Source organism: Thalassotalea euphylliae (assembly GCF_042682785.1).
In the GTDB taxonomy this organism is placed as follows: Bacteria; Pseudomonadota; Gammaproteobacteria; order Enterobacterales; family Alteromonadaceae; genus Thalassotalea_F; species Thalassotalea_F euphylliae.
Genome location: NZ_JBHUIB010000001.1, coordinates 672,459 through 686,772, shown reverse-complemented (window position 1 = coordinate 686,772; position 14,314 = coordinate 672,459). Strand labels below are relative to the sequence as shown.

General features: G+C 42.9%; 8 protein-coding genes. 5 read left to right on the top strand and 3 right to left on the bottom strand.

Features of this window, described 5'->3' with window-relative positions; genetic code table 11:
• Positions 1 to 4: 4 nt before the first annotated feature.
• On the bottom strand, positions 5 to 2,908 hold the full coding sequence (rapA, locus tag ACFSJY_RS03070) for an RNA polymerase-associated protein RapA (protein ID WP_386030989.1): 2,904 nt from the start codon (positions 2,906 to 2,908) through the stop codon (positions 5 to 7).
• Between the two features lie 418 nt (positions 2,909 to 3,326).
• Between rapA and ACFSJY_RS03065 the strand changes: the two genes are divergently transcribed.
• A complete protein-coding gene (locus ACFSJY_RS03065; RefSeq protein ID WP_386030987.1) occupies positions 3,327 to 4,715 on the top strand; it encodes a PhoH family protein in 1,389 nt (462 codons plus the stop codon).
• Positions 4,716 to 4,835: 120 nt separating this feature from the next.
• Positions 4,836 to 8,117 (top strand): ATP-binding protein, encoded by a 3,282-nt coding sequence (locus tag ACFSJY_RS03060; RefSeq protein WP_386030985.1) that lies wholly within the window; start codon positions 4,836 to 4,838, stop codon positions 8,115 to 8,117.
• Position 8,118: 1 nt separating this feature from the next.
• On the opposite strand, the gene ACFSJY_RS03055 is transcribed toward ACFSJY_RS03060, so the two are convergent.
• Positions 8,119 to 9,066: a hypothetical protein gene (locus tag ACFSJY_RS03055; protein ID WP_386030983.1), complete on the bottom strand. Its 948-nt coding sequence runs from the start codon at positions 9,064 to 9,066 to the stop codon at positions 8,119 to 8,121.
• A gap of 148 nt (positions 9,067 to 9,214) precedes the next feature.
• Here ACFSJY_RS03055 and ACFSJY_RS03050 point away from each other — a divergent pair, with 148 nt between their 5' ends.
• The 3 genes from ACFSJY_RS03050 (at position 9,215) to ACFSJY_RS03040 (ending at position 12,545) form a co-directional block, all read left to right on the top strand.
• Entirely contained in the window at positions 9,215 to 10,996 is a 1,782-nt protein-coding gene (locus tag ACFSJY_RS03050) for an acyl-CoA dehydrogenase C-terminal domain-containing protein (protein WP_386030981.1), read from the top strand.
• Between the two features lie 113 nt (positions 10,997 to 11,109).
• Complete coding sequence (locus tag ACFSJY_RS03045) at positions 11,110 to 11,688, top strand: glutathione S-transferase family protein (protein ID WP_386030979.1); 579 nt, start codon at positions 11,110 to 11,112, stop codon at positions 11,686 to 11,688.
• A gap of 107 nt (positions 11,689 to 11,795) precedes the next feature.
• A complete protein-coding gene (locus ACFSJY_RS03040) occupies positions 11,796 to 12,545 on the top strand; it encodes a response regulator transcription factor (RefSeq protein WP_386030977.1) in 750 nt (249 codons plus the stop codon).
• Between the two features lie 30 nt (positions 12,546 to 12,575).
• Here the strand turns inward: ACFSJY_RS03040 and ACFSJY_RS03035 are convergent, their stop codons facing one another.
• Positions 12,576 to 14,114: a response regulator gene (locus ACFSJY_RS03035; protein ID WP_386030975.1), complete on the bottom strand. Its 1,539-nt coding sequence runs from the start codon at positions 14,112 to 14,114 to the stop codon at positions 12,576 to 12,578.
• Positions 14,115 to 14,314 lie beyond the last annotated feature (200 nt).

The following is a 14,314-nucleotide window of genomic DNA, read 5'->3' as shown; positions in this document are numbered from 1 at the left end:
CTCCTTAGTGAGTGACAACAACTAAGCGAACAGCCTCAAACGTTAACTGTGCCTTGCTGATGTATTCAGCCAGTGCTTGTTGTTGATGCTTAATAAAGTCTAGTTCTTCTTGACGAACACTTGGATTAATTGCTGCAAGTGCTTGTAAACGCTCATACTCTTGGTCGAGCGTCTTATGCATTGTGTCATTGGCTTTCTCAGCTATGGCCGGAATTTGTTGCTGTGCGTGTTGTTCAGCTTTTGTCACTAGCGGTTGTATGTCAGCTTTTAATGCCTTGACCAATTGTAAGGCAACCTGTTTCTTAACAGGGCTCAGTTGTTGCTCAAGCACTTGCGACGAGACTTTACTCGCTAAGTTGTTGCCTGCTTTGTCGACCAATACGCGAATTGGCGTTGTCGGTAAATAGCGGCCTAGCTGAAGATTCGATGGTGCTGTGGCTTCAACGGTGAAAATACATTCTAAGAAGAATGTACCTACAGGTAAGGCAGGGTTTTTCAACAAGCCGATACTTGCATTGCCTATTTCGTCACTTAAGACAAGGTCCATAGAGCCTCGTACCATCGGGTGATCCCAAGACAATAGCTGGTAGTCTTCGTTAGATAATGCTGTGCTGCGGTCGAATGTAACTGTTGCACCGTCATCTGGTAAGTTCGGGAAGTTAGGTGACAACATATGCTCTGTCGGGTTTAGCGCGATGGCATTGTCTGCTTTGTCATCCTGCTGAATACCGAAGACATCAAATACTTGGAACATAAACTGCGGTAGAGCTGTTTGGCGATCAAGAGCGGCAACTTGGTCAACAATGTCTTGCGCACGCCCTTGGCCACTTGAGTTCAGCTCAAGTAATTTATCTCGGCCAGTTTCCAATTCTGCTTTGATATCTAGGTGCAGTTTGTGACTGTCATTAATGACTTGTTCAATCTGGTCACCTTGCCATGCTTGACTATAAATAACGTTAGCTAAGGCATTACCTTGTGCCTCAAAAACCGCGCGACCGGTAATGCACGTGTGCTCAAATGCGTTAAGTGATTCGTGATACCAACGGTAAAGCACTTGCTGAGGAGACTGCTCAAAATATGGTAAATGCAACTTAATCGTTTCAGTTTGACCGATACGATCAAGGCGTCCAATACGTTGCTCAAGTAAGTCAGGGTTGGTTGGCAAATCAAACAACACTAAGTGGTGAGCAAATTGGAAATTTCGGCCTTCACTGCCAATTTCTGAACACAGAAGTACTTGCGCACTCTCTTCTTCTTGGGCGAAATATGCCGCGGCACGATCGCGTTCGAAGATACTCAAACCTTCGTGGAAAACAGCTGCGCGCATACCTTCTTTGGTGCGTAAGGCCATTTCTAGCTCTATAGCTGTTTCAGCGTGGGCACAAATTACCAGTACTTTGTCTTGATTAAGCGACCTTAATAAGTCAATGAGGTAATCAACGCGTGGATCAATATCGTACCAAGTGGCAGCACTAGCATTCAGACTGTATAGACGCTCGGGTGTTGGCAAGTAGCGACTCTGGTTAAGCGCTGCAATGTCTTCGGCAGATTTACCTTCGAGTAAATCTTCCAAAGCGACCTTGTATTCGCTAGGTAATGCCAAAGGCGCAGGTAGTGCTTGTCGACCTGGAAATCCTTTAATGGTGTTACGACTATTTCTAAACAGAATACGACCAGTACCGTGCCTGTCTAACAGCTGATTAATCAGCTGGCTTCGTGCTTCTTGCTGGACATCGTCGTCGCCTGTGCTTAGCGCAACTAACAATGCATTGATATCAGACTCTTTCAATAGTGCTTGTAGCTGTTCGCTTTGTGCTTCCGTAAGTGCTTGCTCTGCCAGTAAGGTATTGGCAACGTCAGCGACTTCTGTGTAATGCGATTCTTCTTCAATAAATGCTTGGTAATCGTAAAAGCGATCAGGGTCAAGCAATCGTAAGCGAGCAAAGTGGCTTTCGTGACCGAGTTGGTCTGGTGTCGCTGTTAATAACAACACTCCCGGGATTACGCTAGCAAGTTGCTCAATACATTGATATTCAAGGCTTGGCGCGTCTTTACTCCAATTTAAGTGGTGCGCTTCATCAACAACCATTAAATCCCAGTCTTCAGCGATCATCGCTTCATACCACTGTGGATGGTCAGTTACAAAGTCTAAGTTAACGAGCACTAATTGCTCTTCACTAAATGGGTTTTCACCGTCGCTTTGTTGGCAACGCTCTTCATCATAGATGGCGAATTTCAAGTTGAAACGGCGCAACATTTCAACTAGCCACTGATGCATCAGTGATTCAGGTACCACAATCAATACACGTTGCGCGCGGCCTGTCACTAACTGTTGGTGAATAATTAAACCGGCTTCAATGGTTTTACCCAATCCAACCTCATCAGCGAGTAAAACACGTGGCGCGAAGCGACTACCAACTTCTTCAGCGATGTACAATTGATGAGGGATTAGGCTTACACGTCCACCTGAGAGCCCCACTAATGGAGACTGTTGTTGTTCGAATTGATGTTTTAAGCAGGCTTTTCTTAAGCGGAACCAGTCTAGGCGGTCGACTTGTCCGTTAATGAGTCGGTCTTGTGGTTTGTTGAATTTGATAAAGTGATCAATCATCACTTCTTTAAGCACAACAGGCTCTTGGTTATCAACACGTATCCCTGAATAAGAGATAATGCCGCCTTGCTCTTCAATACTGCTTACACGCATTTGCCAGCCTTCATGGCTAGGCACAATGTCACCTTCATTAAATATAACGCGTGTTAACGGCGCATTCTCAATGGCATATTTCCGAGACTCTCCCGTTGCCGTAAATACGATATTTACAAAACGATTTTCGACACCAGTCACTGTACCTAGACCTTGGTCAGATTCACTATCACTAATCCAACGTTGTCCCGGAAAAAATTGCATATTGAACGTCTCCTGCATAGAAGTTAGCCAGCACCCGCGATGCGGAAAAGGTCTGTAAAACCTGGCTGCGCCAAAAAAAGGGCGACATATTACCGTTAATAGTAGATGTATTCATTAAAAAATTCGTCCTAATGGACAGGAATTTATGTGAAATGCTAGAGAAGAGAAAAAAGCATAGATCAATTCACTACTATGACATGTATTTTAGAGTCGTCAAGCGACATAAATATGTCACAAAAATCGTTCGAAAAATGACAATTTTTCACTTGCGTAGGTCTGAGGAAGGTGTCACAGTGGAGTTGAACATTCTACTTTTTTGGAATTCATCAACCGCTAGAAAAATCAATATTCGGGTTGATATGGTTGAGCGGCAATATCGCCTGAGTTTGGTTTAGCTAAGCTAAGCGAGAGTGCCTATATGACTGACGAAACCATCATTTATGTTCTAGATACCAATATCCTGCTTCACGAACCCTTTGCTTTCCTCTCCTTTAAAGAACATGACGTTGTAGTGCCAATGACGGTGCTAGAAGAGCTCGATTCGATTAAAGATAGACGTAAAGATGTTAGCCGTGATGCACGCGTAGCCATTCGCGCGTTAGAAGATGTTTTGGCAAACTCAACACCGGAAGAGGTACTAGCGGGTGTGCCTTTGGCAAGTAACTTAGGTGGGCAAGATCAATCGCCCACCGGAAAACTCTCCATCATCAATGATTACTCATTGGAGCAAAAAGCTGAAACCCTATCCTTCAATGAAAATGATAACCGCATTATTAACGCGGCGATTCATATTCAAAACCATAATGAAGGACGCAAAGTTGTGCTTGTTACTAAAGACATTAACATGCGTCTCAAGGCGAAAGGCGCTGGATTAGCGCATGTAGAAGACTATCGCACTGACCAATTGATTGATGATGTCCGTTTCCTGACGAAGGGTTACCATAAATTTGAAGGCGATTTCTGGGCGCAAATAAAAGAGTGTGAGAGTGAAACCGAAGGTCGCAACACAACACATTACGTTAAAAAATCAATTTTACCGACAATCTACATGAACGAGTACTTGCTGGATGAAGGCGAACATTTTGCAGGAAAGGTTGCGGGCTGGGACGATGAGCGTGTTGCCATTCAGGATATTTCTCGCGAACGATTAATGTCAAAAAATGCCTGGGGCATTCAACCCAAAAATATCTATCAAGGGATGGCGATGGACGCCTTGCTTGACCCGACTATTGATTTAGTTGTTCTTACTGGCCCAGCAGGCTGCGGTAAAACATTGCTGGCTCTAGCGAGTGCCCTAGAGCAGGTGATTGAACGTGGCCTATATGACAAAGTGATTGTCACGCGTAGTACACCAGAAATCGCTGAGTCTATTGGCTTTTTGCCTGGCACAGAGGAAGAAAAAATGGCGCCATGGCTGGCGGCAATTACTGATTCTCTTGAGGTACTACACAAGCAAGATGAAAGTATGAGTGGCAGCATGAATTACATTATGGAAAAGGCCAACATACAATTTAAGTCAGTGAACTTTATGCGTGGTCGTAGTATTCAGAATGCCTTTGTATTGCTCGATGAGTGTCAGAACTTAACTGCATCACAGCTAAAGACCATCATTACACGCTGTGGCGAGGGAACTAAGTTGGTATGCTCAGGTAATCTCGCACAAATAGACAGTAATTATTTAACAGCTGTCACCTCAGGGTTAACCTACATTGTTGAACGGTTCAAGGAGTTTCCTGGCAGTACCACTGTTAATCTTAATGGTGTGGTACGAAGTCGTTTAGCCTCTTTTGCTGAAGAAAATTTATAATTTTCACTGCGTGCTAGCTTTCTGAGGTTAAGGTATGAGCAGCTGCAATGTGGCTGCTTATTAAAATTCTCTTTTTCTCATGTATACTCTTGGCATTGTCTTTTTTGCTAAGCAGTAGATTTGAACCAAGCAATTTCTAAGGTCAACTTATTTAACCGCTATACAATAGCGGTTTTTCTGCTTTTCTTCGTGATCACCTGTATTGGTCTCGCCATCGGTTTTTATCGTTATCAAGTGGAAATCGACACCCGACTCGACAAAGATATTGTTGAATTGAGCGGGCAAGCGGAAATTATTAGCAATAGTTTGGAGAAGAGTCAGCAAACCTTGTCGGGTTTGAAGCAATTTGCTGAACATTACTTGGCGAACCCTGATGACTTGTATGCCTCGGCGCCTGTTCTCTTGCAAGACGGCGATAAATTTTATTTAAAAACCAATCAGCGTGAAACAAGCCGAACCCGCAAACGCTTACGTGGCAATATCACCGGGCGAGGTGTAATAGAAGACATTGACGCGCAAATGTGGCAAGAACTCACGATGGCAAATGCACTGACGCCAGCATTTGTTACCGCGAGTAGCTCAAACGCGGATGCCACATGGTTTTACTATTTGTCGCTCAACCGTTTTATCAATATTTTTCCGTGGATAAGCCGCAGCGCTTGGCAATATTCTGACCAAATGTTGAATGAAACCTACTTGTGGAAAATTAGACAAGGAAACCTACAAGGGAAAGGTTTTATCTGGTCGCCGCCCTATCAAGATACTGCCGGTAAGGGGATCAAAGCGTCTATTGGTACGGGTGTGTTTCATCAAGGAAAATATCGCGGTGCGTTGGTTATTGATGTCGATTTAATCAGTCTGCAAAACAAACTTCCCCAAGTTGATAAGCCTAATCAAGGCTACGTGCTGGTTGATGAACAAGGCCGTGTGTTAGTTCATGTTTCACAGGAACAGGATAAAGTGCGCACCAATATGCAATGGCGGGACGTCGCGCCAGAGGGGTTGAAAGAGCTAGCACGTGCACAGGTACTCAATTTTTCTGATAACTTTATGTACCGTGAATGGCTGTTGCAAAAACATGAAATCCAGCTTAATGGTTGGAGCTTAATCAAGTACCAGCCATACAGCCACTTTACGCAGCAACTCAAAAATCGCTTTATTTTCTCGGGCGCTTTGTTCTTTTTCGGCCTTGTTGCCTTTCTAGCGCTCGTGTATGTGATGACACGTAAAACGTTTATTAAGCCCGCATCTGAGTTTATCAGCCATATAGAGCATTGCGCGGAAGGAGACCCTGGCAAAATTAAACCAACAGCAGAATGGCTACCTTGGTTCCAGCTGGTTGAAAATATTTTTAGTCAAAACCGCAGTCTAATGCATCAGCTCAAAGAGCAAAATGCAGAGCTTGACTCTCGCGTGGCAGAAAAAACACAGGCTCTTATTGTACGTAGCCGAGAGTACCACAGAGCATACGTACTGCTACGCTCTGTGATTAACGGTATTCCTGAGTACATTATCTTTAATGATAATGAGAACAAGCTCACTGGTTGTAATAAAGCCTTTGAGCGCTATATTGGTGATGAACAAGAGAATATGCTGGGTAAAAATGTCACAGGGTTACTCCCTAAGCCTATTCAATCCATGTTGTCAGAGTTTTCTGTATTACCACCCGAGCAAACGTCATTGGGTTACCATCAGACAATAGAAACGAGCGGCGACACGTTTGAAGTCTTTTGCACACGCTTTTATAACGAGACGGGCCTAAGTCTGGGCACCATTGTCATTTTACGTGATGTTTCTGTTCAGTTTGCTGTGCAATCAGCTTTGCAAACCGCAAAAGACCAAGCAGAGTTTGCAAACAAAGCGAAAAGTCAGTTCTTGGCAAATATGAGTCATGAGATTCGTACGCCGATTAACGCTATTCAGGGCATGATGACCTTGATGGGGAAAACCCCACTTAGTGCATTTCAGCAGCAGTATTTAGCGAATGCGCAGAGTGCATCAGCCGCTTTGTTACATTTGGTTGATGAATTACTCGACCTTTCAAAAATCGAAGCCGGAAAGTTATTGCTGAATATGGGGAGCGCTAAGGTCGACAGTATCGTTGATCGCGTTATGCAGTTGAACGCCATTAATGCATTTAGCAAGCAGCTGTCTATTGATGTTGATATTGATGCGCAAGTGCCAGAATTGATAACCACTGACGAAATGCGCTTAACGCAGGTACTCACTAACCTGTTAAATAACGCCATAAAGTTCACGCATCAAGGCGGTGTCTCGTTAACAATTTCAGCAACAGCCAAAGGTGAAGACAATGCGTTGTTAAAATTTGTGGTTAAAGATTCTGGCATAGGCATTGATTTAGATAAGCAGGACAAGCTTTTCGATGCATTTAGTCAAGCCGATGAGTCGATGACGCGAGAGTATGGCGGATCTGGTCTTGGTCTTTCAATTAGTCAACAGATAGTGAAGCTCTTAGGTGGAGAGATTAAAGTGAAGTCGACGCCAGGACAGGGCAGTGAATTCAGCTTTGTTTTACCTGTATCGATCGAGCAAATGGCGCCAGTGGTGGGTAAGCAACGTATCGATATTGTCACATTAGGTGGCCGTTATTCAACTTCGCTTGCTGCATCGGTCAATAGTTATGGGTGGCAATACAAGCATGCGGAAGATGAGCAAGCCTTCCAGCAACTCGCGTTAATAGACGATACCGTGTTATTGATTGATGGCGACTACCTAGAGCATGCGCACGAAAATTTACTGGTTGCACTTGAGCAGGTCCAATCCGTTATTGTGCTAACTGGTATTTGTCAGCCGGTTATGTCTTCACTGAGTGAAAAAGTTGTTGCTCAATTAACGCCAATTAAAGCGCCATATCTGATATTTGAGCTACCGCTATACCGCCATACATTAAGTAAAATAAACCAACATCTTTCGCTTGCAAATCAGCAGCAGGTTGTCAGTGATACGCCGCTAGATATCCCGAAGAAACCTGAAAATAAGGCACCGCTAGCGGGCAGTTTAGAAGGTGTTTCGGTACTGCTAGTTGAAGACAACCTTGTGAATCAAATGGTTGCGCAAGAGTTGTTGTTTTCTATGAACGCAAAAGTTGTGATTGCCGAGAATGGTGAAGTCGCTATTAATCAATTACAGAGCAATGACATTGATGTCGTGTTAATGGATATTCAGATGCCCGTAATGGATGGGCTGACAGCAACCAAGAAAATACGTGGAATGGATGAATACGAACAATTACCTATTATTGCAATGACAGCGCATGCTAGAGCGGAAGACAAAAAGGCAAGTATGGCAGCAGGCATGAATTTACATGTGGCTAAACCTGTTAGTGCAGAGGTGTTGTCATCGAGCATTCGCAAAGTATTGGCACTTGATGTATCTGCATAGACTAAAATACTTCCCCAGTGTAATGGCCCGAATATATCGCTTGTTCAGAATCAAAAGGTAGCTCGCCAAGCTTGAGAAGTTTTGGCCCGGTAGGGTCTGCCAATACAAAACTACGGCCATCTTGTTCTACAACAACATCGTTAGGCTCTGGCAAAATATCGATACCAATAAAGGCGTGTTGATCAATATATACCATCATTAATTTGATGCGTGGCATTAAACGACGAAGCAGTGAAGCGGTAAGTGTCATTTTGCTATCACAATCTCCTTGGTTTTCCCACAGTACTTTAGTAGGCACATTAAACCCAGCTCCTGACGAAGTTAGCCTAGACTCTAGTGTTGAATAAGGGATGCTTTGAACAAAGTTAAGGACGTAGTTGGTTACTCGGCGTACATTTTTAACATTTGTTTTTTCTAAAATTGCGGGCTTTGTTGGATCAAGAATTTCGACCGATTCTAAAGCAATACGCACGTGGTCAGGTTTTATTCCACTGTAATCGTTATAGGTTGTGAATTGGTGATAAAACTGTTGTTCAAGGTATTGCTGAAAATACTCTGTCTCTCTTTTATTTACCTCTGCACTGGCTGTTAGTAATGCGTCGCGATTATTGCTACGCAGCATGACTTCTTGGGTGCGAGGGTCTACACGCACACTAACATTGTCCAGTGGTGACTTTTTTAGAGATTTTCGAACATGTTTTTGTACATATTTTGCCGCAAGTTCAGGGTTGTACGCGCGAAAATGTCGAAACGGGGAAAATAGTGCCTTTTTAGATAAGGTAAAACTTAGAGACTGCGGTTGTTTGGCTACGTCTAACCATTGGTATTGAAATGTATAACTGTCACCTTTGTCCACTTTGTTGAAGGCAAGTTGTTGACTCCATGCAGCTTGGTACATACTCATGGCCGTCAATAATGCACATATCGTTAATCGAAAATCTAATCGCACTGCTCACCTCTTTCAATAGTTTCAACTATACCTGTAATTCAGGGCAACTGCCAAAATGGATTTTCGATACCAATACTTTACTTTTGCTCAAATTTAATTATATTTAAACAGGTGTTTAAATTGACTGTTTTATTTATCGAGGTGTGCCGTGGCTGATTATCAAGTGCCATTAAAAGACATGAGCTTTATTTTGTACGATGTGCTTAAGGCTGATGAAATGTGGCAATCATTGCCAAGCTTATCTGAGCATGTAGATCGCGACACTGCAGATGCTATCTTGCAGGAATGCGCGAAAATCTCTGAACAAGAAATAGCGCCTTTGTTACGTGTCGGTGATGAAGTTGGTGTTAGCTTTGACAACGGCAAAGTAACGACTGCACCGGGTTACAAAGAAGCGTTTCAAACATATGTTGAAGGTGGCTGGACAGCATTGGGCGGCCTACCTGAGTATGGTGGCATGGGCATGCCAAAGATTATTACTGCATTGCATGAAGAAATGTTGTGTTCTGGCGATATTTCATTCTCGCTTTACCCAGGGTTGACGGCAGGCGCTGGCTTATCCATTGCTAAACATGGTAGTGAGACATTAAAGGAAACTTACCTGACGAAAATGATCTCGGGTGAGTGGACAGGCAGTATGTGTTTGACTGAATCTCATGCTGGATCTGATTTGGGCATGATTCGTACGAAAGCTATTCCTCAAGATGACGGCAGTTACCAGATTACCGGTAACAAAATATTCATCACGGCAGGTGAGCATGATTTAGCAGAGAATATCGTTCACCTCGTGCTCGCTAAATTGCCTGATGCACCTGCCGGTCCTCGCGGTATTTCCCTATTTTTGGTACCTAAAATTAATGTAAATGATGATGGCAGCCTAGGTGAAGCGAATGGCGTTAGTTGTGGCTCAATTGAACATAAAATGGGTATTCATGGCTCTGCGACATGTGTGATGAACTTTGATGATGCCAAGGGCTACTTAGTTGGCGAGGTGAACAAAGGCCTTGCTTGTATGTTCACTATGATGAACTTTGAACGTGTTGGTGTGGGTATACAAGCCATTGGCAGTGCAGAGCGTTCGTATCAAAACGCGATTGAATACGCGAAGGACCGTATTCAAGGTCGTTCAGCAACTGGTGCTAAGTCACCTGATAAGGCTGCAGACTCTATTTTAGTGCATGGCGATGTTCGCCGCATGTTGCTAAATATGAAAGCATTAACTGAAGGTTCTCGCGCATTATCATCATACATTTCAATGCAATTGGATTATTCAACGTACGCTGAAGGTGAAGCGCAGAAGAAAGGTGAAACAATGGCTGCATTGTTAACGCCAATAGCCAAAGCGTTCTTCACTGATTTAGGGTTTGAATCAACAGTCGCTGGCCAGCAAGTATTTGGTGGTCATGGCTTTATTCGCGAATGGGGCCAAGAGCAATTAGTGCGCGATACTCGTATTACCCAAATTTATGAAGGTACTAATGGTATCCAAGCGATGGACTTGTTAGGTCGCAAGGTGGTTGCATCGAAGGGGGCAATGCTTGCGCCATTTGTTGAAGAAGTTGAAGCGTTTATTGCAGACTCAACAGCAGACAACATGAAAGAGTTTGTTGAACCACTGGCTAAAGCGCTTGCCGCTTTACAACAACTTTCAAGTGACATTGTTGCCGGCAGCGAGACTGACCCAAATATGATTGGTACGGCTGCCAACGATTACTTGCATGTCTTTGGTTACACTGCCATGGGATACCTATGGGCAATGATGGCTAAAGAAGCATTGGCAAAACAAGAAAGTGGTGATGACTTTTACGTCGGCAAGGTTAAAACAGCACGTTATTACTTCGCGCGTTTATTACCTCGCATGTACTCATTGGTAGCAACCGCTAGCCAGGCGAGCACTGTGCTATTCGATATCGACGAAGATCTGTTTTAGCCTTATCGGCAAACGCTTAATAAAAGGCCGCTTTAGCGGCCTTTTTTACATCTGTCTTTTACCTTAAGTGAGATATGACGTAGGCTAAGTCTTATTTGTCTTGAGAAAAATTTATGAAACTACTTGGATCAACTACCTCGCCATATGTTCGTCGCATACGTTTGCTGTGCGAATTGCTCAACAAACCTATTGAGTTTGACAACTTGGATATTTTCTCAGAGCAGGGACGTGAAATATTACGTGAGAAAAATCCAACACTTAAGGTACCCGCGTTAATTGATGGAGAGCAGTGCATTTTTGATTCGCGCGTCATTTCTCGTTATTTGATGAAGGAAGGGGAGTTAAGATCTTTGAGCTGGGATGAAGAGAATTTAATGACTCTGATTGATGCTGCTAATGACTCTTTGGTTTCTCTATTAATTTCTAGCCGTTCCGGATTAGATACTCAAAGTGACACGTTGTTTTTTAATTTGCAACGAGAACGCGTTACAGAGGTATATCAAACGCTTGAAAAATCGGTAACAAACGGCGCGTTTGAGCAATGGCATTATCCGGCGATATGCTTATACACATTGCTAGACTGGGCAAACTTCAGAGAGTTAGCGTCAACTGAGACATACCCGGGACTAAGTGACTTTCTTGAAGCACATCAAGGGCGCCCAGACGTAATTGACACTGACCCTCGGCAATAACAATTTAGCCATCAAGTATTACACTTGGTTAACATAGCTTAACAGCTATGTGTAACAACTTTTTCTATACTAGCACTATCTTAATAAACCATGCAGAGGTAGCGATTATGCAGGTATCGAATCAAGTTGAATCGTTGGTAGAAGGCAGCAATATTGCGTTAATCGTAGAAGATGATCGTATGGTATCAACCTTGTTGAAATCATATTTGGAGAAGTCTGAGTTTTTTGTATACCAGGAACACTTGGGTGAAAGTGCCGAGCAAGCAGTTGCCAACTATCAGCCTGATGTGGTTATTTTAGACCTAGGATTACCCGATATCGATGGTTACGAAGTTTGTGAGCGACTACGAAAATCGTACCAAGGTCCGATAATGATTTTGACGGCTAAAGATGCGGAACAAGATCAAATTTCAGCATTCTTTTCAGGCGCTGATGATTATTTGGTGAAACCTGTGTCTCCTGCCATTCTGAAAGTGCGTGCCGAATCTCTTATTCGCCGTTCTAAAGACTCGCAGCAAAAAAGTTATCAACGTGCCAAACAAGTCGGTAATTTGAAGTTAGATGTATCGGCGCATAAATGTTTTGTGAATGATGTCGCCATTAAGTTGAGCTCTTTTGAATTTAAGTTGCTTAACTTGCTAGTGGATAATGTTGGACGTGTATTAAGCCGCGACAGAATATATAACGTGTTGCTTAAACGAGACTACAATGGCACTGAGCGTACGGTTGATGTGCGCATGGCGAAATTACGTGAAAAGTTGTCAGAATTTGGTTTACAGCACGCGCAAATTGAAACTGTGTGGGGACAAGGCTATGTGTTTAACGAAATTGGCAGCCCACATCTAGCAAAGCATTAATGGCAAGTAAGAAAGTCAGTCATATCAACACTATTTTCTGAATTTAAGGTAAAAAATAGTGTTGAATTTATCACTCGAGTGATAATACATCTGACAGTGCAGCGCGTGCGCTAATTTAAAGGCAGTATAGAAATTCAAGGCGACCAAAGGTTCGCCTTTTTTTGTTTCCAGCAATTCATTAAGGTCATTTGGGATTTCATGTGGCAGTTCACCATTGTTTTGGATACTGACCAAAATATGATGGGGCAATTCGACCGTTTTTACATGAATTTGCGAGCCTCGCGAAGAATGCTCGATAGCATTCGCAAATAACAAATGAATTAGGTAAGTAGCGAGCTTGGTGTCGGTAAACAAGGCTAAGTCGCAGCCAAAATTTAGTTTTGCCTCTAGGCTTCTGTCTCGTAGTTCAAAGCTGTAGGTGTGAACTATGCGTTTAATAAAGTTACTGGTCTCATTGCGTGATCGCACCAGTTTATAATTGTTATCCTCAAGTTGTCTCAACGTATAAAGGTTCTGGACGATAACGTCTTGCACATTAATGCTAAACTTTAGCTGTTCAAAGGTGCGCTCTGCAACGGAATTCGCTTTCAGTTTGGTATCCAAATATTTTACATTTTCTTGAGACAGTCGTTGGAATTCCTCGAGCTTACGTTGCAGTAAATTATCAATATATTCACGTCGAGTATTCTGTGAAACGAGTGCATCTATCTGATCTTGAATAACCCGTTGAGATAAAACCAAACGGGTATGGGTGCGGACCCGCGCTAACACAACATCCGGGTGGATGGGTTTAGTTATATAGTCAACAGCACCAAGCTCTAATCCCCTAACAACATCATCAGCTTCGGTCAGTGCGGTGATAAAAATGATCACTATATTTTGTGTCATCGGGTTTTGTTTAAGCTGCTTGCATACCGTTAAACCATCGATCTCTGGCATCATGATATCGAGTAAAATGATATCAGGCGGCTGGTTTGACATGCATATTTGCATAACGTTTTTGCCGCTAGTTACAGCCTTTATACGGTAGTGAGGTTTCAAAATGCCACGCAGCACTTCTATGTTATCAGCGACATCATCAACGATGAGAATGTTAAAATCTTTTGTGTCTTTTTTCTTCGCAAATCGTTTGTTTTTGTCTTGTTTAATGACTGACGCGGCAGAGCTGTGAATCGGTATTTTGAGTGCTCTGTCGAGCCTTTTTTGCAGTATTTGTTTGTTAAAGGGAGGGACAATATATTCAGATACGCCGTTAGATACCGCCTGTCTAACCATGTCCTGGTCGATTATGTCTGTGATCATCAGAAAAGGTATGGCTTTAGTTTTTTCGTTATCGCGGACCTTGTTGAGAACTTTAATACCATCCAGCTTTCCCGGCTGCCAACCACTGAACACAATATCTACTTTTTCGACATTAAGGATATCATTTACTTGGATTTCATTTGTGGCAACAAATAAACTTTTGAATCCCATGTTACGCAACATGCCAGCAATAATTTGGCGCATATTGCTGTTTGCATCGACAACCAAAGCGGTTATTTGTTCGTATTGATTAACATAACTGGTCACATGAAAGCCTCGTGCTGTGTTAATGCTTCGTTAACAATGAAATCGTATGATTAGTATACTAGTATAAATATCAGGATTTAGTTTTAAATTGTCAAATCAATAGGATAGTGAACTACAGGTGCTTGTAACTGAGACGCTCTTGTTTTTAAGTAAATAGAGAAATATCGTCATACAGTGATTGATAATTAACCTAAATTACT

Bases quoted from the DNA above. Each gene is read 5' to 3' on its own strand.
- ACFSJY_RS03065 (WP_386030987.1), top strand. From the start codon at position 3,327: ATGACTGACGAAACCATCATTTATGTTCTAGATACCAATATCCTGCTT.
- ACFSJY_RS03045 (WP_386030979.1), top strand. From the start codon at position 11,110: ATGAAACTACTTGGATCAACTACCTCGCCATATGTTCGTCGCATACGT.
- rapA (WP_386030989.1), bottom strand. From the start codon at position 2,908: ATGCAATTTTTTCCGGGACAACGTTGGATTAGTGATAGTGAATCTGAC.
- ACFSJY_RS03040 (WP_386030977.1), top strand. From the start codon at position 11,796: ATGCAGGTATCGAATCAAGTTGAATCGTTGGTAGAAGGCAGCAATATT.